Annotated in this window: 21 protein-coding genes; 12 read left to right on the plus strand and 9 right to left on the minus strand. The window is 62.0% G+C overall.

Annotated elements, in window-relative coordinates:
- Positions 1-78: 78 nt before the first annotated feature.
- Entirely contained in the window at positions 79-645 is a 567-nt protein-coding gene (locus M5B42_RS01305; RefSeq protein ID WP_177102481.1) for a chalcone isomerase family protein, read from the minus strand.
- A 56-nt stretch (positions 646-701) separates the two neighbouring features.
- Between M5B42_RS01305 and M5B42_RS01310 the strand changes: the two genes are divergently transcribed.
- Together M5B42_RS01310 and sthA are read left to right on the plus strand one after the other, a co-directional pair.
- Complete coding sequence (locus tag M5B42_RS01310) at positions 702-1,724, plus strand: FAD:protein FMN transferase (RefSeq protein WP_247263000.1); 1,023 nt, start codon at positions 702-704, stop codon at positions 1,722-1,724.
- Between the two features lie 160 nt (positions 1,725-1,884).
- Complete coding sequence (sthA, locus tag M5B42_RS01315; RefSeq protein WP_103498395.1) at positions 1,885-3,279, plus strand: Si-specific NAD(P)(+) transhydrogenase; 1,395 nt, start codon at positions 1,885-1,887, stop codon at positions 3,277-3,279.
- A gap of 42 nt (positions 3,280-3,321) precedes the next feature.
- On the opposite strand, the gene M5B42_RS01320 is transcribed toward sthA, so the two are convergent.
- Both M5B42_RS01320 and M5B42_RS01325 read right to left on the minus strand, forming a co-directional pair.
- Complete coding sequence (locus M5B42_RS01320) at positions 3,322-4,044, minus strand: glycerophosphodiester phosphodiesterase family protein (protein WP_100939189.1); 723 nt, start codon at positions 4,042-4,044, stop codon at positions 3,322-3,324.
- A gap of 69 nt (positions 4,045-4,113) precedes the next feature.
- Positions 4,114-4,701: a PilZ domain-containing protein gene (locus M5B42_RS01325; protein ID WP_103498396.1), complete on the minus strand. Its 588-nt coding sequence runs from the start codon at positions 4,699-4,701 to the stop codon at positions 4,114-4,116.
- A 94-nt stretch (positions 4,702-4,795) separates the two neighbouring features.
- Here M5B42_RS01325 and M5B42_RS01330 point away from each other — a divergent pair, with 94 nt between their 5' ends.
- From M5B42_RS01330 to M5B42_RS01340, 3 genes are all read left to right on the plus strand, one after another.
- The gene (locus M5B42_RS01330) at positions 4,796-6,046 is read left to right on the plus strand and encodes a lipoprotein-releasing ABC transporter permease subunit (protein ID WP_103498397.1); all 1,251 of its coding nucleotides are present in this window, start codon (positions 4,796-4,798) and stop codon (positions 6,044-6,046) included.
- A gap of 7 nt (positions 6,047-6,053) precedes the next feature.
- On the plus strand, positions 6,054-6,737 hold the full coding sequence (gene lolD / locus M5B42_RS01335; RefSeq protein ID WP_177102479.1) for a lipoprotein-releasing ABC transporter ATP-binding protein LolD: 684 nt from the start codon (positions 6,054-6,056) through the stop codon (positions 6,735-6,737).
- A gap of 69 nt (positions 6,738-6,806) precedes the next feature.
- Positions 6,807-8,051 (plus strand): lipoprotein-releasing ABC transporter permease subunit, encoded by a 1,245-nt coding sequence (locus M5B42_RS01340; protein WP_103498399.1) that lies wholly within the window; start codon positions 6,807-6,809, stop codon positions 8,049-8,051.
- A gap of 125 nt (positions 8,052-8,176) precedes the next feature.
- Here the strand turns inward: M5B42_RS01340 and M5B42_RS01345 are convergent, their stop codons facing one another.
- A complete protein-coding gene (locus M5B42_RS01345; RefSeq protein ID WP_283099649.1) occupies positions 8,177-9,538 on the minus strand; it encodes a heavy metal sensor histidine kinase in 1,362 nt (453 codons plus the stop codon).
- Positions 9,538-10,218, minus strand: coding sequence for a heavy metal response regulator transcription factor (locus M5B42_RS01350; protein ID WP_103499479.1), 681 nt, complete (start codon positions 10,216-10,218; stop codon positions 9,538-9,540). The genes M5B42_RS01345 and M5B42_RS01350 overlap by 1 nt, the downstream gene beginning before the upstream one ends.
- Positions 10,219-10,374: 156 nt before the next feature.
- Between M5B42_RS01350 and M5B42_RS01355 the strand changes: the two genes are divergently transcribed.
- Both M5B42_RS01355 and queF read left to right on the plus strand, forming a co-directional pair.
- A complete protein-coding gene (locus tag M5B42_RS01355) occupies positions 10,375-10,890 on the plus strand; it encodes a cupredoxin family protein (RefSeq protein WP_248744811.1) in 516 nt (171 codons plus the stop codon).
- 83 nt (positions 10,891-10,973) lie between these two features.
- Positions 10,974-11,804 carry an NADPH-dependent 7-cyano-7-deazaguanine reductase QueF gene (gene queF, locus M5B42_RS01360; RefSeq protein WP_103499477.1) on the plus strand — a complete coding sequence of 277 codons (831 nt, stop codon included), beginning with the start codon at positions 10,974-10,976 and terminating at the stop codon, positions 11,802-11,804.
- Positions 11,805-11,874: 70 nt separating this feature from the next.
- Here the strand turns inward: queF and acnB are convergent, their stop codons facing one another.
- Positions 11,875-14,475 (minus strand): bifunctional aconitate hydratase 2/2-methylisocitrate dehydratase, encoded by a 2,601-nt coding sequence (gene acnB / locus M5B42_RS01365; protein WP_248745004.1) that lies wholly within the window; start codon positions 14,473-14,475, stop codon positions 11,875-11,877.
- Between the two features lie 402 nt (positions 14,476-14,877).
- Between acnB and M5B42_RS01370 the strand changes: the two genes are divergently transcribed.
- Entirely contained in the window at positions 14,878-15,348 is a 471-nt protein-coding gene (locus M5B42_RS01370) for a DUF1289 domain-containing protein (protein WP_248744812.1), read from the plus strand.
- On the opposite strand, the gene M5B42_RS01375 is transcribed toward M5B42_RS01370, so the two are convergent.
- Positions 15,349-16,212 (minus strand): universal stress protein, encoded by an 864-nt coding sequence (locus M5B42_RS01375; protein WP_103499474.1) that lies wholly within the window; start codon positions 16,210-16,212, stop codon positions 15,349-15,351. It abuts the gene before it with no gap.
- Between the two features lie 225 nt (positions 16,213-16,437).
- Between M5B42_RS01375 and miaE the strand changes: the two genes are divergently transcribed.
- Positions 16,438-17,052: a tRNA isopentenyl-2-thiomethyl-A-37 hydroxylase MiaE gene (gene miaE, locus M5B42_RS01380; RefSeq protein WP_178129745.1), complete on the plus strand. Its 615-nt coding sequence runs from the start codon at positions 16,438-16,440 to the stop codon at positions 17,050-17,052.
- Here the strand turns inward: miaE and M5B42_RS01385 are convergent.
- Complete coding sequence (locus M5B42_RS01385) at positions 17,049-17,453, minus strand: type II toxin-antitoxin system HicB family antitoxin (RefSeq protein WP_103499481.1); 405 nt, start codon at positions 17,451-17,453, stop codon at positions 17,049-17,051. The two genes, miaE and M5B42_RS01385, sit on opposite strands and share 4 nt — an antisense overlap.
- A 23-nt stretch (positions 17,454-17,476) precedes the next feature.
- Complete coding sequence (locus tag M5B42_RS01390) at positions 17,477-17,659, minus strand: type II toxin-antitoxin system HicA family toxin (protein ID WP_248744813.1); 183 nt, start codon at positions 17,657-17,659, stop codon at positions 17,477-17,479.
- A 202-nt stretch (positions 17,660-17,861) separates the two neighbouring features.
- On the opposite strand from M5B42_RS01390, the gene M5B42_RS01395 reads away from it, so the two are divergent.
- From M5B42_RS01395 to M5B42_RS01405, 3 genes are read left to right on the plus strand one after another with little or no spacing between them, the layout of a single operon-like run.
- Positions 17,862-18,344 (plus strand): MarR family transcriptional regulator, encoded by a 483-nt coding sequence (locus M5B42_RS01395; RefSeq protein ID WP_103499470.1) that lies wholly within the window; start codon positions 17,862-17,864, stop codon positions 18,342-18,344.
- On the plus strand, positions 18,334-19,803 hold the full coding sequence (locus M5B42_RS01400; protein ID WP_248744814.1) for an efflux transporter outer membrane subunit: 1,470 nt from the start codon (positions 18,334-18,336) through the stop codon (positions 19,801-19,803). Before M5B42_RS01395 ends, M5B42_RS01400 begins: the two co-directional genes overlap by 11 nt.
- A 15-nt stretch (positions 19,804-19,818) precedes the next feature.
- The gene (locus M5B42_RS01405) at positions 19,819-21,015 is read left to right on the plus strand and encodes an efflux RND transporter periplasmic adaptor subunit (RefSeq protein ID WP_248744815.1); all 1,197 of its coding nucleotides are present in this window, start codon (positions 19,819-19,821) and stop codon (positions 21,013-21,015) included.
- The last annotated feature ends 43 nt before the right edge of the window (positions 21,016-21,058 follow it).

Consider the following 21,058-nt stretch of genomic DNA (forward strand, 5'->3'; position numbering starts at 1 on the left):
GATATGTGTATTAGAGTCATCAGGCAACAAAAAACCTAGGCTACTGGCTAAGTGGCACAACCCTTGATCTAGACGGCTTCAGCCGTGGTTTTGTGCCAACAGTGTTTCCCGTAACGGATCCGACAGGCCTTGCGGGGCCAGCCAGATACCGAAGTACGCCCTGGCCAGTTCCGGATCGCGACTGCTGAAGATCACCTGGCCGTTGCGCTCCAGGTTCAGCCCTTGTCCGACTCGGTAGTCGAGTGCATAGCGATCACCGCGCTGAATGTCCTTGAAACTCTGGTGCAGGCTGTCCAGTTCGCCTTGCAGGCGGACCAGGGTAGCGACTGTTTGCTGGCGTTGCAGGGTGGCGGTGGCGGCCTTGATGACATCGCTTCGGTCGATGTCGCGAAAGTAATAGAGCTCCAGGCGCAGGTCGCGCAGTTCGGTGACGGCCTGGCGGGCGCTGATGCCGGGGGGGCTATACAGCGCGGCGGCATAGACGTCGGCCCAGAGGTAGGTGAGGACGCTTTGCCCCTTGAGTTCGAGGGTTTCGCTGCCGTTGTGCCATTGGCTGGGGAAATGCGCTTCCTTCAGGCGTTCGGCGGGACCGGCCCAGGTCAGCGAGCTGAAGATCAGTAATAGGCAGGCGGCTATCTGACGCATAATGGTCAACCTCGAAAAGGGCCTTTCTACAGACTATGTCAAATCCACAGCCTGCCATGCCTTTGTTACCCGCCCTGGTGCTGAGCGGTGTTTTTGTCCTGCTCGGCGGTTGCGGTAACGCAGATTCGCTGGAGCAGTTTGGTGGCCCGACCATGGGCAGCACCTATTCGATCCAGTACGTCCGGCATGCCGGCGGCCCGGCGGTCGCCGAGGTCAAGCCCGCGGTCGAGGCGATCCTGGCCGAGGTCGACCGGCAGATGTCGACCTATCGTGGCGACTCGGATATCGAGCGCTTCAACGAGCTACCGGCCCACAGTTGCCAGGTCATGCCCTCTTCTATTCTGGAACTGGTCCGCGTCGGTGAACAGTTGTCGCTGGACAGCGACGGTGCCTACGACCTGACGGTCGAGCCTTTGATGAACCTCTGGGGCTTCGGTCCGCAGGGGCGCGAGGAAAAGGTGCCGGACGCGGCACGGTTGGCCGAGGTGCGTCAGCGTGTCGGCCACCGGTATCTGCGGATTGACGGCGACCAGCTGTGCAAGGATGCCGCCGTGGAGGTGGACTTCAACAGCATCGCGGCGGGCTATACGGTGGATCGTATCGTCGCGCGCTTGCAGGCACTTGGTTTGGACAGTTTTCTCGCCGAAGCCACTGGCGAGTTGAAGGCCGTCGGCAAAAAGCCCGATGGCAGTCCCTGGCGGATCGCCCTGGAGGTGCCACGGGATGACGAGCAGGTGGCGCAGCGGATCATCGCCCTCGACGGTTATGGCGTTTCCACGTCGGGCGATTACCGTAATTATTTCGAACAGGACGGCAAGCGTTATTCCCACACCTTCGATGCCCTGACCGGCGCGCCGATTACCCACAACCTGGCATCGGTCACGGTGATTCACCCGTCGACGTTGATGGCCGACGGTTTTTCGACGCTGTTGCTGATACTGGGGCCCGAGCGTGGCTGGGATTACGCGGAAAAACACATGATTGCCGCATTTTTTGTGATGCGTGCCGATACAGGTTTCGTCACACGGACAAATCAGGCGTTCGAGCGCCTGGCCAAGGGTGACGGGCATAACATGTAGTGCAGGCAAAGCTGGCCTACGACGCGACCAAGGGTTAATGTGCGCGGCGTTGAAGCTTCTATAGACTGCACACCGAGATTTGATCCTTCATGTCGCTGGCCGCGACATGATTTAGCCGCAGGTGCCAGAGGGGTGCCTCGGCCTGTTCTGAGGAGTACGCATGGCTGTCTACAACTACGACGTAGTGGTACTGGGTTCCGGCCCTGCTGGTGAAGGCGCGGCAATGAACGCCGCGAAAGCGGGGCGCAAGGTGGCGATGGTCGACAGCCGTCGCCAGGTCGGCGGTAACTGCACCCACCTGGGGACCATCCCGTCCAAGGCCTTGCGTCACTCGGTCCGGCAGATCATGCAGTTCAACACCAACCCGATGTTCCGGGCCATTGGTGAACCGCGCTGGTTTTCCTTCCCGGACGTGCTGAAAAGCGCCGAGAAGGTCATTTCCAAGCAGGTCGCTTCGCGCACCGGCTTCTACGCCCGCAACCGGGTTGACCTGTTCTTCGGCACCGGCAGCTTCGCCGACGAGCAGACCATCGAAGTGGTCTGCTCCAACGGGGTGGTCGAGAAACTGGTGGCCAAGCACATCATCATCGCCACCGGTTCGCGTCCATATCGCCCGGCCGATATCGATTTCCACCACCCGCGTATCTACGATAGCGACACCATCCTCAGCCTCGGCCACACGCCGCGCAAGCTGATCATCTACGGTGCCGGGGTGATCGGTTGTGAATACGCCTCGATCTTCAGTGGTCTCGGCGTGCTGGTGGAACTGGTGGACAACCGCGACCAGTTGCTCAGCTTCCTGGATTCGGAAATTTCCCAGGCCCTGAGCTACCACTTCAGCAACAACAACATCACCGTGCGTCACAACGAAGAGTACGACCGGGTCGAAGGCCTGGACAACGGGGTGATCCTGCACCTGAAGTCGGGCAAGAAGATCAAGGCCGACGCCTTGCTCTGGTGCAACGGCCGGACCGGCAACACCGACAAGCTGGGCATGGAGAACATCGGGGTCAAGGTCAACAGCCGTGGCCAGATCGAGGTCGACGAGAACTATCGCACCTGCGTGCCGAACATCTATGGCGCCGGTGATGTGATCGGCTGGCCGAGCCTGGCCAGTGCCGCCCACGACCAGGGGCGTTCGGCGGCGGGCAGCATTGTCGACAACGGCAGCTGGCGTTATGTCAACGACGTGCCGACCGGGATCTACACCATCCCGGAGATCAGCTCGATCGGCAAGAACGAGCATGAACTGACCAAGGCCAAGGTGCCTTACGAAGTGGGCAAGGCGTTCTTCAAGAGCATGGCCCGGGCGCAGATCGCCGGCGAGCCGCAAGGCATGCTGAAGATCCTGTTCCACCGGGAAACCCTGGAAGTCCTGGGCGTGCACTGCTTCGGTTACCAGGCGTCGGAGATCGTGCATATCGGTCAGGCGATCATGAACCAGCCGGGCGAGAACAACACCCTGAAGTACTTCGTCAACACCACCTTCAACTACCCGACCATGGCCGAAGCCTATCGGGTAGCGGCGTACGATGGCCTCAACCGGCTTTTTTGAGCGGCTCCGGCCGGTGGCCTGAGCCGGCCGGGGAGACCGATTTCAGCCTTTGCCAAGTGTGGCCGTGGCCAAACCGGGAAAGTCTGTAATCAGGCTATCGACGCCGAAGTCAGCGAGCCTGCGCATCAGCGCCGGTTCGTTGACCGTCCACACCGACACATGCAGACCCTGACGCTGGGCCTTGATCAGGCGTTCCGGGGTGCAGAGTGTCCAGTTCAACGCCAGAATCTCGCAGCCATAACTCTGGGCGACCTTCAACGGGTCGAGCCAGGCATATTCGGCTACCAGTCCGCGTGACAGGTCCGGGGTCAGTTCCAGGGCGGCCTTGAGCACTTCCCGGGAGCTGGAAGTGACGGTGACCTTGTCCAGCAGGCCGAAACGCTGGGCCATTTCGCGGATCGCCAGCACGGTGGTCGCCGCCCGGGTGCGCGAGGCACTCTTGACTTCCAGTTGCCAGTGCTCGAAATCGCACTGTTCGAACAGTTCTTCCAGGCGTGGAATCGGGCAGGGCTTGATCCAGCCCGGACCGCCCTGGCGCGCGTCATAGGTCACCAGCTCGGCCGCGGAGTGTTCGACCACCTTGCCGCGGCGGTCGGTGGTGCGCTTGAGGGTCGGGTCATGGATGACCATCAGTTCACCGTCCATGGACAGGTGCAGGTCCAGCTCGCAACGGCGCACGCCGTGCTTGAGGCATTCCTGGAAACTGGTCAGGGTGTTTTCCGGTGCTTCACCTTTGGCGCCACGATGGCCATAAATCAGAGTCACGACTGCTCCTTCAGGGAGAAAAAATACGGTTACAAGGTTAAGACCGCAGGCTGGCTGCAGCCGCAGGGATCAGGTGGCCTCGGGGTCGCTCTGCTCCCGGGCCAGGCGTCGCTCCTGCGCCTGTTTCTGCAGGATATGCCGCGCCAGCAACTGGCGCTGGGCATCGGTCAAGGCTTCGAACTCGGTGCCGATGTCGAAGGTGCCGAAGTGGCGGGGCGCGCAATGGGTTACCTTGGCCCGCAGCAACAGCCCGAGCGCCTGGGGCATCAGCACCATCTTGATCGCCAGGTGGCTGCCGACGGGATAAGCGATATGGTGTTCGAACTCCAGGCCGCCTTCGGAAAGCGTCACCCGTTGCGGTTCGCCGAACTCGCCTAGCACCGAATAGGCCATCACCTGGCTCAGCAGGTCGATGCGCTTGTTCTGGGCCTTGAGGAAGGCCGTCAGGCTTCGGTCACGCTCGCTGACCTGGCGCAGCAGGTGCTGGGACTCGAATTCGCTCAGGTGCAGTTCGCTCAGCAGGTTGAAGAGCGGAGAAGCATCTTGTAACACTTCCTTGTTCGCCGCTTCGGGGGCGGACAAGGGGCTGATTTCCAGTGCGATCGTGTCCTCGATACGGTAGTATTCGCGGCGATCTTCTTCATCTAATGTCGACATGGCGAACCCAGGGCAGAGGTGATGGTCTGAGTGTAAAGCTGCTGACCCTACCTCGCCACAAGGACGTCTTCTTTTCCTCCGAACAAGCCCCGACATGTTCAGACCACTCTTCGTATTTATCGGCACGCGTTATACCCGTGCAAAGCGTCGCAATCATTTTGTGTCTTTCATTTCCCTGACTTCGATGATCGGACTCGCGCTTGGCGTGGTCGTGATGATCGTGGTGCTCTCGGTGATGAACGGCTTCGATCATGAGATGCGCACCCGCGTGCTGGGCATGGTGCCCCACGCGACCATCGAGTCCGATGAGCCGATCAGCAACTGGCCGGCACTGGCCGACAAGATCCTCAAGAACCCGAAGGTAGAGGCCGTCGCGCCGTTTACCCAGATGCAGGGCCTGTTGACCAACAACGGCCAGGTGCAGAAGGTGATCCTCAATGCCATCGATCCGGCGCAGGAGCGCAAGGTCTCGATCATTGACCAGTTCATGCAGCAGGGCCAACTCGATGCGCTGACCCCCGGCAGCTTCGGCATCGTCATCGGCGACAAGGCCGCGACCAAGCTGGGCGTCGGACTCGGCGACAAGCTGACCTTCGTCGCCCCGGAAGTCACGGTGACCCCGGCGGGGATGTTTCCACGGATGAAACGCTTCACCGTGGTCGGCATCTTCCATGTCGGTGCCGGTGAGCTGGACGGTTACCTGGGCGTGACCAACCTCGAGGACCTGGCGCGCCTGCATCGCTGGAAGCCGGACCAGGTCCAGGGCCTGCGGCTGAAGTTCGACGACCTGTTCCAGGCTCCACGCACGGCCTGGGAGATCGCCCAGCAGTTGGGCGATGGTCATTACTACGCCCGTGACTGGACCCGTACCCACGGCAACCTGTACCAGGCGATCAAGATGGAAAAGGCCATGATCGGCCTGCTGTTGCTGCTGATCGTGGCGGTGGCGGCGTTCAACATCATCTCGACCCTGGTGATGGTGGTGAACGACAAGAAGGGCGATATCGCCATCCTGCGCACCCTGGGCTCCACGCCGGGACAGATCATGGCGATCTTCATGGTCCAGGGCACCGTGATCGGGGTGATCGGTACGCTGATCGGCGCGGTGGTCGGGATCCTCGCCGCGCTGAACGTCAGCGCCGCGATTGCTGCCCTGGAGCGCCTGATCGGGCACAAGTTTCTCAATGCCGACGTGTACTTCATCGACTACCTGCCGTCCCAGTTGATGGCCGAGGATGTGTTGATGGTCTGCGGCGCGGCACTGGTCCTGAGTTTTCTCGCCACCCTGTATCCAGCCTGGCGTGCGGCGCGCACCCAGCCTGCGGAGGCGCTACGTTATGAGTGAGTTGGGCATGAGTGAAAAAGCAGTGCTGAGTTGCCGCGACCTGGGCAAGTCCTACGAGGAAGGCCCGGAGTCGGTGGTGGTCCTGTCGGGCCTGCAGCTGGAGCTGCACGCCGGTGAGCGGGTGGCGATCGTCGGCAGCTCGGGTTCGGGCAAAAGTACCTTGCTCAACCTGCTTGGCGGTCTTGATACACCGTCCCAGGGCAGCGTCTGGCTGGCTGGCGAGGAGCTTTCCGCCCTGGGCGAGAAAGCCCGTGGCCTGCTGCGCAACCGCTCGCTGGGGTTCGTCTACCAGTTCCACCATCTGTTGCCCGAGTTCACCGCGCTGGAGAACGTCTGCATGCCGCTGTTGATCGGGCGCACCGCGATTCCCGAGGCCCGTCAGCGCGCCACGGCGTTGCTGGAGCGGGTCGGCCTCGGCCATCGCCTGGAGCACAAGCCGTCGGAGCTGTCCGGTGGCGAGCGCCAGCGTGTGGCGATTGCCCGGGCCCTGGTGAACAAGCCGGGGTTGGTGATGCTCGACGAGCCCACCGGTAACCTCGACCACCATACCGCCCAGGGCATCCAGGACTTGATGCTGGAACTCAGCACCTCGATGCGCACAGCGTTCCTGGTGGTGACCCACGACATGAACCTGGCCCGGCAGATGGATCGCGTGTTGCACCTGGAAGACGGCAAACTCGTCGCTATCTGATTCGCCAGGACCTGCACCCGTTGAATGACGCGGGTGCCGGGTCGATTATTTTTCTACGGTGGCCAGCGAATGTTCAGACCGTTATCGATTTTCATCGGCACGCGCTATACCCGCGCCAAGCGTCGCAACCGTTTTGTCTCGTTTATCTCGATGACCTCGATGATCGGCCTCGCCCTGGGCGTGCTGGCGATGATCGTGGTGCTGTCGGTGATGAACGGTTTCCAGAAGGAAATGAGTTCGCGGATCCTCGGTATGGTGCCCCACGCCACCATCGTTGGCGTCAAGCCTATCGACGACTGGCAGCCGGTGGCTGACGCGGCGCTGAAGAATCCTGAAGTGACGGCGGCGGTGCCCTTTACCGAAATGGACGGCATGCTTTCCTACAAGGGTTCGATGCAGCCGATCCAGATCAGTGGTGTCGACCCGGCCCAGGAAGGCAAGGTGTCGATTGTGGCCCAGCATATTGTCCAGGGGCGCCTGGAAGATCTGAAACCGGGTGAGTTCGGGGTGGTGATCGGTGAGATCACCGCGCGGCGCTTCCGGGTCAATGTCGGCGACAAGCTGACCCTGATTGTCCCGGAACCCAGCACCGAGCCCGGCGGTATTACCCCGCGCCTGCAACGGCTGAACGTGGTCGGGGTGTTCAAGGTCGGTGCGGAGCTGGATGGCTCCATGGCGCTGATCCATATGAGCGACGCGGCGGATATCCAGCACTGGCAGCCGAACCAGGTGCAGAGCGTGCGGCTGGCGGTGAAGGACCTGTATGCGGCGCCGCAAGTGTCCACGGATATCGCCACGGGCCTGGGCAGCGATTTCAAGGCCGATGACTGGACCCATACCCAGGGCAGCCTGTTCAGTGCCATGAAGATGGAAAAGACCATGATCGGCCTGTTGTTGCTGATGATCGTCGCGGTGGCGGCGTTCAATATCATCGCGACCCTGATCATGGTGGTGAACGACAAGGGCGCGGATATCGCGATCCTGCGCACCATCGGCGCCACGCCACGGCAGATCATGGCGATCTTCATGGTCCAGGGCACGGTGATCGGGATTGTCGGGACCTTGATCGGCGGTGTGCTGGGGGTGATTGCAGCACTGAATGTCAGTGAAATGGTGGGTTGGATCGAGCGGGTCAGTGGGCAGCATATCTTCAGTTCCGACGTGTATTTCGTCAGTAACCTGCCGTCGCAGTTGCAGGCGGGGGATGTGGTGTTGATCTGTTCGGCCGGGTTTGTCCTGAGCTTCCTGGCGACCTTGTACCCGGCGTATCGAGCGGCGAAGATCGAGCCGGCTCACGCCCTGAGATATTCGTAGTCGGGGATGGCCTCTTCGCGGCGGTGCGGCGATCCGACAAGCCCTGCTCCTACAGTTTTCCGTCGTTCACAGAACTTGTGTACGCCACCGTACTGTAGGAGCAGGGCTTGCCCGCGAAGAGGCCCTCAAGCCTGGCACGGCAACTCGATCACAAACCGCGTCCAGCCCCTCTCCGATTCACAACGAATCTGCCCACCATGGGCCCTAACGATCGACTGGGTAATCGCCAGTCCCAACCCTGCATGCTCACTGCTGCCTTCACGGCGTGCCGGGTCGGCCCGATAAAAACGGTCGAACAGCTGCGGCAACAATCCCGGGGCAATACCTTCCCCCGTATTCTCGACGCTGACCCGCAGGCCCTGCGGCACATTCTCCAGCCTCACCGCGATCTCGCCGCCCTCAGGTGTGAAGCGCAAGGCATTGTCCAGCAGATTGGACAACGCCCGACGCAGCATGCCGCGATCGCCCGCCAGACTCGCCTGGCCTTCACGCTTGAGTCGCACTCGATTCTCTTCCGCCAGTGGGGTAAAGAACTCCAGCAGGGCATCCACCTCATCGGCCAGCTCCAGCGCCTCACGCCGGGGCGTCAGCAGCCCGTGGTCGGCCTTGGCCAGGTAGAGCATGTCGTTGACCAGCTGCGCCATCCATTGCAGCTCCTCGAGGTTGCTGTGCAAGGCTTCGCGATAGTCTTCCAGCGGCCGGGGCCGGGTCAGGGTGACCTGGGTGTGGGTCAGCAGGTTCGACAGTGGCGTACGCAGTTCGTGGGCGATATCGGCGGAGAACGCCGAGAGTCGCTGGAACGAGTCATCCAGGCGCGCGAGCATGGCATTGAACGACTGCGCCAGCTCCGCCAGTTCCGGCGGCATCTGTTCCTCGGGCAGGCGCTGGGTCAGCGAGCTGGCCGAAACCCCGGCGGCCACTTCACTCATGCGCCGCAAGGGGCGCAAGCCACTGCGCGCTGCCCAGGCGCCGAGCAGGGCGGTGGCCAGGGCCGAAAGGCTGACCGTCAGCCAGATCAGGTGCTGCATGCGTTGCAGGAAATGCTGGTGATGGGTGATATCGAGGATCAGGGTCAGTTGCGGTGAGTCGGCCTTGCTCGGGTCCAGCGGGGCATTGAAGACCCGATAGGCGGTGCCCTCGATTCGCAGGCTGGTGAGCCCGGCTTGCGTCGGCAGGTCGCCGGGCAGGGCATTCGCTGCATTGAACCAGCGCTGGCCATCGGCGCCGCTGACCCGCAAGGCCAGGTCCGGACTCAGGTTAAGTTCGGCCGGCAGCCGGTCGCGGCGCTGCTGAAAGTCGTCGCGGTTCCCGACGCCCGCCAGGCTGCCACGCAAGGCCGCCAGGCGCGCGTCGAGCAGTTGCTGGTCGAGTTCGATGAAGTGCGACTCGCTGGCACGGTTGAACAGTACGCCCGCGCTCAGCGAAACCACGGCGGTGCAAGCGGCGAACAACAGGGCCAGGCGACTGCCCAGGGACAGGCGGCGCATCAGGCGTTGCGCTCTTCAAGGACATAACCCATGCCGCGCACGGTATGGATCAGCTTGTGCGGATGGGCGTCGTCGACCTTCAAGCGCAGACGGCGGATCGCCACTTCGATGACATTGGTGTCGCTGTCGAAATTCATGTCCCAGACCTGGGACGCGATCAGGGATTTGGGCAGGACCTCGCCCTGGCGCCGCAGCAGCAGTTCCAGCAGGGCGAACTCCTTGGCGGTCAGGTCGATGCGCTGTCCGGCCCGTTCGACCCGACGACGAATCAGGTCCAGGCGCAGGTCGGCCAGTTGCAGGTGGGTTTCCTGGGTGGCCGCGCTGCCCCGGCGTAGCAGGCTGCGGACCCGGGCCAGCAGTTCGGAAAAGGCGAACGGCTTGACCAGGTAGTCGTCGGCACCCAGCTCCAGGCCGTGGACGCGGTCCTCGACGGCATCGCGGGCGGTCAGGAACAGCACCGGAATATCCAGGCCGGCGCTGCGCACGGCCTGGAGGATTTGCCAGCCATCGCGACCGGGCAGCATGACATCGAGTATCAGCAGCGCGTAGTCGCCGGTCAGCGCCAAATGCTGGCCGGTGGTGCCGTCGGCCACCAGTTCGGTGTTGAAGCCGGCCTCGTTCAGGCCCTGGCGCAAGTAATGGCCGGTTTTCGGTTGGTCTTCGACGATCAGCAGTTTCATGGATGACTCATGGCTAATGACACAGGAACGTTATACCGCGCACTCGCTGGCCGGGGGGGCAAGCTGACAAAGTTGTAATCTGAAGGTCAGCTCAATGCCAGCGAGCGGGCCTTACAGTTTCACACAGCCTGGAGCCCATCCCCTTGGAGTGTGATTATGTTTTTGCGTAACAGCTTGCTGCTGGCCGGTTTGCTGGCCCTGAGTCTGCCTGCCCTGGCCTCGCCCGCGGAGAGCTACGACTTCGGCCAGCCGGCGCCGCCGAGCAAGGCCACCCGTACGGTTGAATTGACCATGACCGACATTGCCTTCAGTGCCAAGGAACTGGATGTGATGGCGGGTGAAACCGTGCGTTTCGTGCTGATCAATAAAGGTCATCTGCTGCATGAATTCAACCTGGGCCATGCGGCGGCCCATGCCGAGCACCAGCAGGAGATGCTCAAGATGCAGCAGGGCGGCCAGTTGACCGCCACCGGCATGAATATGACGGGCATGGATCACGGGGCCATGGGGCACGGGATGAAGCATGACGACCCCAACAGTGTGCTGGTGGAGCCGGGCAAGACCGCCGAACTGACCTGGACCTTCAGCCAGGCCAGGAACCTGCAATTTGCCTGCAATATTCCCGGGCATTACCAGGCGGGAATGGTCGGCACGGTGAAGGTTGCGCCTTGAAGTGGCCCGGCCGGGCCCAGGGTTTTCGTGCGTGCGGGTGAATTGCGATAGACTGGCGGGGTTTATTCAGTCAGGTTTTTGCCATGCATCCCGCCGCCGAACATTCGCCACTGGGCAAGTCCAGTGAGTACATCGCCACCTACACCCCGTCTTTGCTGTTTCCGATTCCACGGGCGGCCAAATGGGCCGAGCTGGGCCTGAGCGCCGAGACCCTGCCGTATGTCGGCGTGGACTTCTGGAACTGCTTCGAGTTGTCCTGGTTGTTGCCGTCCGGCAAGCCGGTGGTGGCGATCGGTGAGTTCAGCATCCCGGCGGATTCGCCGAATATCATCGAATCCAAGTCCTTCAAGCTGTACCTCAACTCCCTGAACCAGACGCCGTTCGTTGATACCGCCAGTCTGGAAGCGGTACTGCGTGCCGATCTGTCGGCCGCTGCCGGCAAGCCGGTGGGGGTGCGGGTCCGCCATTTGAGCGAGGTGCAGGCCGAGGGTGTGGTCGCTTTGCCGGGTGTGTGCATCGACGACCTGGAGATCAGTGTCAGTGACTACGCCCATCCGCGTCCGGAACTGTTGCGTTGCGATGCGTCGCGGATTGTCGAGGAGAGCGTGCACAGCCATTTGCTCAAGTCCAATTGCCCGGTGACCAGCCAGCCGGACTGGGGCAGTGTGGTGGTGGAGTATCGCGGCGCGGCGCTGGATCACGCGAGCCTGCTGGCGTATCTGGTGAGTTTCCGCCAGCACTCGGACTTCCACGAGCAGTGTGTGGAGCGGATCTTCCTTGACCTGCAACGCCTGTTGAAACCGGAAAAATTGACGGTGTATGCGCGCTACGTGCGACGGGGCGGGTTGGATATCAATCCGTATCGCAGTACCGAAGCGGCTGCGTTCCAGAACCAGCGTCTGGTGCGTCAGTAACGGCAGGTATAAAACCGACAGGCATAAAAAAGCCCCGACTAGTCGGGGCTTTTTCTATTGCGCGTACAGCTTAGGCTTGAACGACCGGAATCTTGGCGTTCGCCGCGGCTTCACGGAACTCGGCGATCTGGTCGAAGCTGAGGTAGCGGTAAACGTCGGCAGCCATGCTGTCGATCTTACCGGCGTACTCCATGTATTCCTCGACGGTCGGCAGGCGACCCAGGATCGAAGCCACGGACGCCAGCTCAGCCGAAGCCAGGTAGACGTTCGCGCCGTCGCCCAGACGGTTCGGGAAGTTACGGGTCGAAGTCGAGACCACGGTGGAGTTCGGTTCTACCCGTGCCTGGTTACCCATGCACAGCGAGCAGCCCGGCATTTCCATGCGTGCGCCAGCTTTGCCGTAGATGCCGTAGTAGCCTTCTTCGGTCAGCTGGTGAGCGTCCATCTTGGTCGGCGGCGACAGCCACAGACGGGTTGGCAACTGGCCTTTGACCTGGTCCAGCAACTTGCCCGCAGCGCGGAAATGGCCGATGTTGGTCATGCAGGAACCGATGAACACTTCATCGATCTTCTCGCCAGCAACGCTGGAGAGCAGGCGGGCGTCGTCCGGGTCGTTCGGCGCGCAGAGCACAGGCTCCTTGACGTCGGCCAGGTCGATTTCGATGATTTCCGCGTACTCGGCGTCCTTGTCGGCTTCCAGCAGTTCCGGGTTGGCAACCCAGGCTTCCATCGCCTGAGCACGACGCTCCAGGGTGCGGGCATCGCCGTAGCCTTCGCCGATCATCCAGCGCAGCAGGGTGATGTTCGACTTCAGGTACTCGGCGATCGACTCTTTCGACAGCTTGATGGTGCAACCGGCGGCGGAGCGTTCGGCCGAGGCGTCGGACAGCTCGAAAGCCTGTTCGACGGTCAGGGTTTCCAGGCCTTCGATTTCCAGGATGCGGCCGGAGAAGGCGTTTTTCTTGCCTTTCTTCTCGACGGTCAGCAGGCCTTTCTGGATGGCGTAGTAAGGGATGGCATGAACCAGGTCACGCAGGGTGACGCCGGGTTGCAGCTTGCCCTTGAAACGCACCAGGATCGATTCCGGCATGTCCAATGGCATAACGCCAGTGGCGGCGGCGAAAGCCACCAGGCCGGAGCCGGCCGGGAACGAGATGCCGATCGGGAAACGGGTGTGGGAGTCACCACCGGTGCCGACGGTGTCCGGCAGCAGCATGCGGTTCAGCCAGCTGTGGATGATGCCGTCGCCCGGACGCAGGGAAACACCGCCGCGGGTCATGATGAAGTCCGGCAGGGTGTGGTGCGTGGTGACGTCGATCGGCTTCGGATAGGCCGCGGTGTGGCAGAACGACTGCATGACCAGGTCGGTGGAGAAGCCCAGGCAGGCCAGGTCTTTCAGCTCGTCGCGGGTCATCGGACCAGTGGTGTCCTGGGAACCGACGGTGGTCATCTTCGGCTCGCAGTAGGTGCCAGGACGAACGCCCGTCACGCCACAGGCCTTGCCGACCATTTTCTGCGCCAGGGTGTAGCCCTTGGTGCTTTCAGCGGGAGCTTCCGGCAGCTTGAACAGGGTCGAAGGTGGCAGGCCCAGTTCAGCGCGCGCCTTCTCGGTCAGGCCGCGGCCGATGATCAGCGGAATACGACCGCCGGCACGGACTTCATCGAGCAGGACCGGGGTCTTCATTTCGAAGGTGGTCAGGACTTCATCGCTGTTGTGCTTGGTGACCTTGCCAGCATGGGGGTACAGGTCGATCACGTCGCCCATGTTCATGTTGGTAACGTCGAACTCGATCGGCAGTGCGCCGGCATCTTCCATGGTGTTGTAGAAGATCGGGGCGATCTTGCTGCCGAAGCAGAAGCCACCTGCGCGCTTGTTCGGCACGTAAGGGACGTCGTCGCCGAAGAACCACAGCACCGAGTTGGTGGCCGATTTACGCGACGAACCGGTACCGACCACGTCACCGACGTAGGCGATCGGGAAGCCGTCGTTGCGCATCTGCTCGATCTGTTTCATCGGGCCGATGGCGCCTTGCTGGTCAGGCACGATGCCGTCACGGGCCATTTTCAGCATGGCCAGGGCGTGCAGCGGGATGTCAGGGCGCGACCAGGCGTCCGGAGCCGGCGACAGGTCGTCGGTGTTGGTTTCGCCGGTGACCTTGAATACGCGCAGGCTGATCTTGTCGGCCAGCACCGGGCGGTTCTTGAACCACTCGCCGTCAGCCCAGGACTGGATCACTTCCTTGGCGTGAGCGTTGCCGTTCCTGGCTTTTTCCGCGACGTCGTGGAAGGCGTCGAACATCAGCAGGGTGTGCTTGAGTTGCGCGGCGGCAACGGCTGCCAGCTCGGCGTCGTCCAGCAGATCGACCAGGGTCACGATGTTGTAGCCGCCCTGCATGGTGCCGAGCAGTTCTACCGCGCGCTTCTTGTCGATCAGGGGGGATTTGACTTCACCCTTGGCCAGGGCGGAAAGGAAACCGGCCTTGACGTAGGCCGCTTCGTCCACGCCAGGCGGAACGCGGTTGGTGATCAAGTCAACGAGGAAAGCTTCTTCGCCAGCCGGGGGATTTTTCAGCAGCTCGACCAGGCCTGCGGTTTGTTCGGCGTTAAGCGGCTGGGGCACGATACCCAGGGCTGCACGCTCTTCGATATGTTTGCGGTAGGCTTCAAGCACAGTTATTACCCTCATCAGTGGTCCCAAATGGGTGTCCGGGACGCTCATCCAGAAATGCACGGCACTCATGCGCTGCGGGGCTTTTTGAGCCGCTTAGCCAGAGTTTCCACGATTTCCAACAGAAGCTGTTTTCAAAGTTTTACGCCTGCGGAACGGGGCTGATGAGGGTCGGCGCAGGGGCTTCCGGGGGGAATTCCTGCGCCAACGCCGTTCTCTAGGGTGAACTGTGCTCGTGACGCTTTGAAAACAGCTTCCAACGGACATTGGCGCCTAAAAAGGCAGGCCGATTCTACGGCATATTCCAAAGAAAGGTAAGTTAGGCCCTACAGGTTCGGGGGTGACCCTTGTTAGACAAAGGGCTAACATGCGGACCTGTTCTGCTTTTCCGCGTGACCCCTGCCCATGTCCAATCAGACCATCAAGACCCCCTGCGTCGGCCTCTGCTCCACTGTTTACGGTGATCTGGTGTGCCGGGGCTGCAAGCGCTTCCACCACGAAGTCATCCATTGGAACGGCTACAACGAGGAAGAAAAGCGTGCGGTCTGGTTGCGCCTGGAACAATTGCTGGTCCAGGTCATGGTGGCCAAGATCGAGGTATTCGATCCGTCCAGGCTGCGCCAGCAACTGGAGGCCCGCAAGATCCGCTTCGTGCCCCATCAGTCGGAATATTGCTGGGCGTACCAGTTGATTGCCCGTGGCGCCCGGGTGATCAGCCAGTTGGAGGCCTATGGCATGGTGTTGCTGCCGGAGTTTCGCGACTGGGGCCTGCCTGAGCTGCGCGACGCCATTGATCGGGAATTTTTCCTGCTGTCCGAGGCGCATTACCAGCGCTATATCGCCCCGGGTTTCCTCAAGGAGGCCATGGGCGGCTGATCAGGGTCGTGGCGCTGTCTCCACCAGGTGATCGATGATTTCCTGGGGCTTGAGCACCAGCACATCGCTTTCCAGGGCATCGAGCACCACTTCCGCGGTATTGCCGATCAGTGCCCCGGAAATCCCGGTGCGCGCCACCGTGCCGATCACCGTCACCGCCGCCCCGAGCGTGCGGGCCATATGGGGAATCAGCACATCGGCGGGGCCTTCCTTGATATGCAGGTGTTCGTCATCCACATCGAATTGGCCCTGGAAATCCCGGCATTGGTCGCGATAACGGCCTTCGATGGTTTCCCTGAGCTGGTATACCGGGTCGGCGGCCGACAGCATGGGCGAGGGGTGGGCGCTGATCACGTGCAAGCTGCCCTTGGCCAGGCTGGCGATGTCATAGCCGTGATCAATGATGCTGGCGTGCAGGTGTCGGTGTTCATCATCGGCATTGCCCACGTCCACGGCCGCCAGAACGACGCCTCCTGACCAGGGCGTCTCGGTCTTGACCATCAATACGGCGCAGGGGCAGTAGCGCAGCAGCTTCCAGTCGGAAGGGGTCAGCAGGGCCTTCTTCAGCGGGCTGTCGGGGCGGTGCTGCTTGATCACCAGGCCACAGCCTTCGGCCTGTTGCACGCCGATGATGGTCTCGTGCATGGTCTTGTCCCAGGCTTGTTCGGCCGTGGCGCTGTAGCCGTCGTCATGCAACTGGCTCTTGAGCAGGCTGAGCAGGGCGCTGTGGTCGTGCTTGGGATCACACATCAGCAGGTGCAGGTGCGCATCCGTGACGCCGGCGATCAGCTTGGCGCGGTTGAGGGCCAGGCTGTGGGCGTGGTCGGGGTCGAGTATCACCAGAATGCTGCGGATGGCTTGCATGGTCGGGGTGCTCCGAGAAAGTCTGAAGGCGACTTGATACAACTATAGTTGCAGTCTGCCGACTGCGACCTTGATGCATATCAAGCAGGGCGACTGGCGATCTGCTCCGGCCGCCGTATAATCGGCGACCTTGTTCTGCCTGATCCCCCCGGTTTTTGTGAGCCCCATGTCGACTATTCCCGCGTTGCGCCCTTGCCAAGCCTCTTCTGTGACGGGAGTTTTCCTGTGAATCTGCCGGAAATCCATGAATTCCTCGGTTGCCCGACCCCGCAAGGCTGGGTGCAGGCGGCGCTGGCGGATCAGGAAACGCTGCTGATCGATCACAAGAACTGCGAGTTCAAGGCGGCCAGCACCGCCTTGAGCCTGATCGCCAAGTACCACTCCCATGTCGATCTGATCAACCTGATGTCGCGTCTGGCCCGGGAAGAGTTGGTGCACCACGAACAGGTCATGCGGCTGATGAAGCGGCGCAAGATCGAGTTGCGGCAGTTGTCCGCCGGTCGTTATGCCTCAGGGTTGCGCAAGGCGGTCCGTAGCCACGAACCGGTCAAACTGGTGGACACCCTGGTGGTCGGCGCCTTTATCGAAGCCCGCAGTTGCGAGCGCTTCGAGGCCCTGGTGCCGCATCTGGACGAAGAACTGGGCAAATTCTACTTCGGCCTGCTCAAGAGCGAGGCCCGGCATTTCCAGGGTTACCTGAAACTGGCCTACCAATACGGCGACGCCGAGGACATCGGCCGGGTCATCGAGCGGGTGCGGGCGGTCGAGCAGGACCTGATCGAGTCGCCCGACAGCGAATTCCGCTTCCACAGCGGTGTCCCGGCTGTTGCCAGCGTTTAAGTGCGCACCAGCTTTTCCAGCGCCGCGTCCGCCAGGAACGATGAGCGGCTCTTGATCCGGTGGTCGCGCACGTAACGATCGATACGCTGGATCACAAAGCCGGGAAGGGTCACGTTGACCTTCTCGGTCTTGCCCAGGTAGGGCGAGATATCGATTTCCAGCATGCCCCAGCCCATGTCCGCGAACTCGGGATTTTTCCGATGGGTGAAGGAGGGCGAGGGTGTCGGCACGGGCTGACCGTTCGAAACGATCTCCTCGAGCATTATGTGGGCGATTTCCAGGGCGGCGTTATAAGCCTCTTCGAACGTATCGCCGGCGGTCACGGCCCCCGGAATATCCGGAATCTGGATGCCGATGGCGGTGTGTTCATCACCCCATTCGATGGCGATGGGATATTGCATGATGGTCTCCTGACTGAACGGGCTCATGACAAGCCCGCCCGTTTTCTGATGCTTCTGATGGTCCCGAGCGGCAGATCCTTCTTCGGATGCGGCACGGGGATCGAGTGGGGGCTGCTGGGGTGGACAAAAACATGATGACTGCCCCTTATTCGTTGCAGCATCCAGCCAGCGGCTTCCAGTTCGGCGATCAAATCCCTGCTTTTCACCTGTGACTCCTTGTCAGGTATGTCAGGGAAGCCTAGCCGTGCCGTTATCAAACATCGAATTCAAAGGTGTGTCTAGAGTTATCTATTCCTTCCTCGGCCTTTTATCGGGTAAATAAAAAGCTTGCTAACTAATGCTTTGATATTAGCTGCCTAAGCAGTAATATCTCACCAACTCTCTGCCTAAGCAGCTTTTGGTGGCCTAATGAAACATTTCACCCCGGACGACTTTCACAACTGCCATCTCGGCTTGCTCCTGGGCCGTGCCGCGTTGCTCAAGGACCGGATCATCGACGCCCATATGGTGCCGTACGGCATCACCGCCGCGCAGTTCAAGGTGTTGATCATCATGGCCCAGTTCGGGGTCGATACTCCGGCCGAGCTGTGCCGCCACCTGTCCCTGGACAGCGGTTCGATGACCCGCATGCTTGATCGCCTGGAGCAGAAAGATCTGCTCGCCCGTCGGCGTTCCGAAGGCGATCGGCGCCAGGTGCAACTGGTGCTGACGGCGCAGGGGCAGGTCCTTGCCGACCGTTTGCCGGAAATCGGTGCCGATGCGATGAACGAACTGGCAGGGGCTGTCACCCCGCAAGAGCTGCGGAGCCTGGAAGAGATCCTGAAGAAAATTTTGCTGGCGGCCGGGGACTCGATCACCCTGCTGCGGGTGGGTGAAAAAAATGAGCAGTAAAACCCTGCGTACCGGCTTCAGCCTGGTGTTCGTGTCGATGGTCCTGGCCGGTTGCGCCAGCTACAGCGGCCTGAACACCGAAGGCGTCAGACTCGAGGCGAAAGACCTCAAGGCCGCTCAATCCCTCAAGGGCGTGACCCTGTCGCCGGCGGCCTGGCCGAAAAGCGACTGGTGGAAAAGCCTCGGCGATCCGCAACTCGATGGCCTGATCCGCGAAGCCCTGCGCGACAGCCCCGATATGCAGGTCGCCAGCGCGCGGGCGCATCAGGCCAGCGCAGCGGCCGATGCCGCCGATGCGGCGCGGACGCCGACCCTCGATGCCAGTGGCGGTATCACCCGTTCGCGCCTGCCGCGGGACCAGGACCCCACCGGTCGCGGCGGCCTTTACGAGACCGTGCGCAAGGCGGGTGTCACCTTCAACTACAGCTTCGATCTCTGGGGAGGCCAGCGTGACGCCTGGGAAGCCGCGTTGGGCCAGGCGCGCGCCGCCGAAGTCGACCGCCAGGCCGCGCAACTGACCCTGGCCGCCGACGTGGCACGGGCCTACAGCAACCTGGGGCAGGCGCATATCGTCTATGACCTGGCCAACGATGACCTGCAGCGCACCCACAAGCTGCTGGACCTGGGCAAGCGTCGGCTGAGTTCCGGCATCGACAGCCACTACCAGTACCAGCAGACCGAAAGCCTGGCCGCCACGGCTGAAGAGCAGGTGATCGACGCCGGGAAAAAGCTGCAAAGCGCCAAGGTCGCCCTGGCCGTGTTGCTGGGCAAGGGCCCGGATCGCGGCAATGAGATCGCCCGGCCGAAAATCCTCCAGCCGAGCGCCGTGGCCTTGCCTTCGGTGCTGCCGGCGGAACTGCTGGGGCGGCGTCCGGACCTGGTGGCCGCGCGCTGGCGTGTCGAGGCCGCGAGCAAGGATATCGCTGCCGGCAAGACGCGTTTCTATCCCAACCTCAACCTGAGTGCCGCCGCCGGTGGCGAGTCGTTGCTGGGAGATGCGATGTTCGGCTCCGCCAGTCGTTTCTTCAGCATCGCGCCGACCGTCTCGCTGCCGATCTTCGATGGCGGTCGCCTGCGCGCCGGCCTCGACGCCAAGGACGCCGACTACGACCTGGCGGTGGCGCAATACAACAAGAGCCTGGTCCAGGCCCTGGGTGATGTCAGCGACACCCTCCAGCAACTGCGCGCCCTCAGCCAGCAGATCGTGGCCCAGCAACATGCGGCGGATATCGCCCAGGACTCCTATAACACGGTGTTGCAGCGCTACGGCGCGGGCATCGGCAACTACCTGGACGTACTCACCATCGAGCAGACCCTGTTGCAGGCCCAGCGTCAGCTGGCGGACCTGAATGCCCAGCAGATCGACCTCTCCATTGAACTGATGCAGGCCCTGGGTGGTGGTTTCCAGGCTGACAACATCGCCTCGAACGCCACCCGCCCCTCGGCTCAGACTTATTAATTCAAGGTACCTGCCATGGCCATTGCAACGAACACTACTGAAACAACCCAGGATGCTGGCAATTCCCGCAAGCGCAAGGTCATGCTGACCGGTCTCACCCTGCTGGTGGTCCTTGGCGGCCTCGGTGTCTGGGGTTGGCATGAAGTCTACGGACGCTGGAACGAAAGCACCGACGACGCCTATGTCAACGGCAACGTGGTGGAAGTCACCCCGCTGGCGACCGGCACCGTGGTCAGCATTGGTGCTGATGACGGCGATCTGGTGCATGCCGGGCAGGTGCTGGTGAACTTCGATCCGAGCGACGCCAAGATCGGTCTGCAAAGCGCCGAGGCCAACCTGGCCAAGGCCGTGCGCCAGGTCCGCGGTCTGTACAGCAATGTCGACGGCATACGCGCCCAGGTCGCCGAGCAGAAGACAGCGGTGCAGAAGGCCCAGGAAAACTTTACCCGTCGCAAGAACCTGGCGGCCGGTGGCGCGATTTCCCAGGAAGAGCTGTCCCACGCCCGTGACGACCTGACCTCCGCCCAGAGCGCGCTGAACAACGTCCAGCATCAACTCAACAGCAGCAATGCCCTGGTGGATGACACCGTGGTATCCAATCACCCGGATGTCAAAGCCGCGGCCGCGCAACTGCGCCAGGCTTATCTGGCCAATGCGCGGACCACACTGATTGCCCCGGTCACCGGCTATGTCGCCAAGCGCACCGTGCAATTGGGCCAGCGGGTTCAGCCGGGTACCGCGCTGATGGCGGTGATTCCCCTGGATCAGCTGTGGATCGACGCCAACTTCAAGGAAACCCAGCTGCGTGATATGCGCATCGGTCAGCCCGTGGACATCGAGGCCGACCTGTATGGCAGTTCGGTGAAATTCAGCGGCACCATCGACAGCCTCGGCGCCGGCACCGGCAGTGCCTTTGCCTTGCTACCGGCGCAGAACGCCACCGGCAACTGGATCAAGATTGTCCAGCGGGTGCCGGTGCGCATTCACATCAACGCCGAAGAGCTGGCCAAGCACCCGCTGCGGGTCGGCCTGTCGACCCAGGTCGAGGTTAACCTGCATGACCAGAGCGGCCCGGTGCTGGCCCAGCAGCCGCCGCAGAAGGCTTCGTTCAGCACCGATGTGTATGGGCAGCAACTGGCCGATGCCGATGCGGAAATTACCCGGCTGATCCATGAAAACAGCGCCACCGCGACGAAAACCGCGCAACGCTGAGTCGCCAATCCAGCCGCGACCCGAGCGTCGCGGCACCTGCCTC

It is taken from the genome of Pseudomonas sp. MWU12-2037 (assembly GCF_023242345.1).
Classification (GTDB): Bacteria; Pseudomonadota; Gammaproteobacteria; order Pseudomonadales; family Pseudomonadaceae; genus Aquipseudomonas; species Aquipseudomonas gingeri_D.

What these genes read in the sequence shown, in the direction of transcription:
- M5B42_RS01305 (WP_177102481.1), bottom strand. Translation starts at nt 645, where the DNA reads ATGCGTCAGATAGCCGCCTGCCTATTACTGATCTTCAGCTCGCTGACC.
- M5B42_RS01310 (WP_247263000.1), top strand. Translation starts at nt 702, where the DNA reads ATGCCTTTGTTACCCGCCCTGGTGCTGAGCGGTGTTTTTGTCCTGCTC.
- sthA (WP_103498395.1), top strand. Translation starts at nt 1,885, where the DNA reads ATGGCTGTCTACAACTACGACGTAGTGGTACTGGGTTCCGGCCCTGCT.
- M5B42_RS01325 (WP_103498396.1), bottom strand. Translation starts at nt 4,701, where the DNA reads ATGTCGACATTAGATGAAGAAGATCGCCGCGAATACTACCGTATCGAG.
- M5B42_RS01330 (WP_103498397.1), top strand. Translation starts at nt 4,796, where the DNA reads ATGTTCAGACCACTCTTCGTATTTATCGGCACGCGTTATACCCGTGCA.
- lolD (WP_177102479.1), top strand. Translation starts at nt 6,054, where the DNA reads ATGAGTGAAAAAGCAGTGCTGAGTTGCCGCGACCTGGGCAAGTCCTAC.
- M5B42_RS01340 (WP_103498399.1), top strand. Translation starts at nt 6,807, where the DNA reads ATGTTCAGACCGTTATCGATTTTCATCGGCACGCGCTATACCCGCGCC.
- M5B42_RS01345 (WP_283099649.1), bottom strand. Translation starts at nt 9,538, where the DNA reads ATGCGCCGCCTGTCCCTGGGCAGTCGCCTGGCCCTGTTGTTCGCCGCT.
- M5B42_RS01350 (WP_103499479.1), bottom strand. Translation starts at nt 10,218, where the DNA reads ATGAAACTGCTGATCGTCGAAGACCAACCGAAAACCGGCCATTACTTG.
- M5B42_RS01355 (WP_248744811.1), top strand. Translation starts at nt 10,375, where the DNA reads ATGTTTTTGCGTAACAGCTTGCTGCTGGCCGGTTTGCTGGCCCTGAGT.
- queF (WP_103499477.1), top strand. Translation starts at nt 10,974, where the DNA reads ATGCATCCCGCCGCCGAACATTCGCCACTGGGCAAGTCCAGTGAGTAC.
- M5B42_RS01370 (WP_248744812.1), top strand. Translation starts at nt 14,878, where the DNA reads ATGTCCAATCAGACCATCAAGACCCCCTGCGTCGGCCTCTGCTCCACT.
- M5B42_RS01375 (WP_103499474.1), bottom strand. Translation starts at nt 16,212, where the DNA reads ATGCAAGCCATCCGCAGCATTCTGGTGATACTCGACCCCGACCACGCC.
- M5B42_RS01385 (WP_103499481.1), bottom strand. Translation starts at nt 17,453, where the DNA reads ATGCAATATCCCATCGCCATCGAATGGGGTGATGAACACACCGCCATC.
- M5B42_RS01395 (WP_103499470.1), top strand. Translation starts at nt 17,862, where the DNA reads ATGAAACATTTCACCCCGGACGACTTTCACAACTGCCATCTCGGCTTG.
- M5B42_RS01400 (WP_248744814.1), top strand. Translation starts at nt 18,334, where the DNA reads ATGAGCAGTAAAACCCTGCGTACCGGCTTCAGCCTGGTGTTCGTGTCG.
- M5B42_RS01405 (WP_248744815.1), top strand. Translation starts at nt 19,819, where the DNA reads ATGGCCATTGCAACGAACACTACTGAAACAACCCAGGATGCTGGCAAT.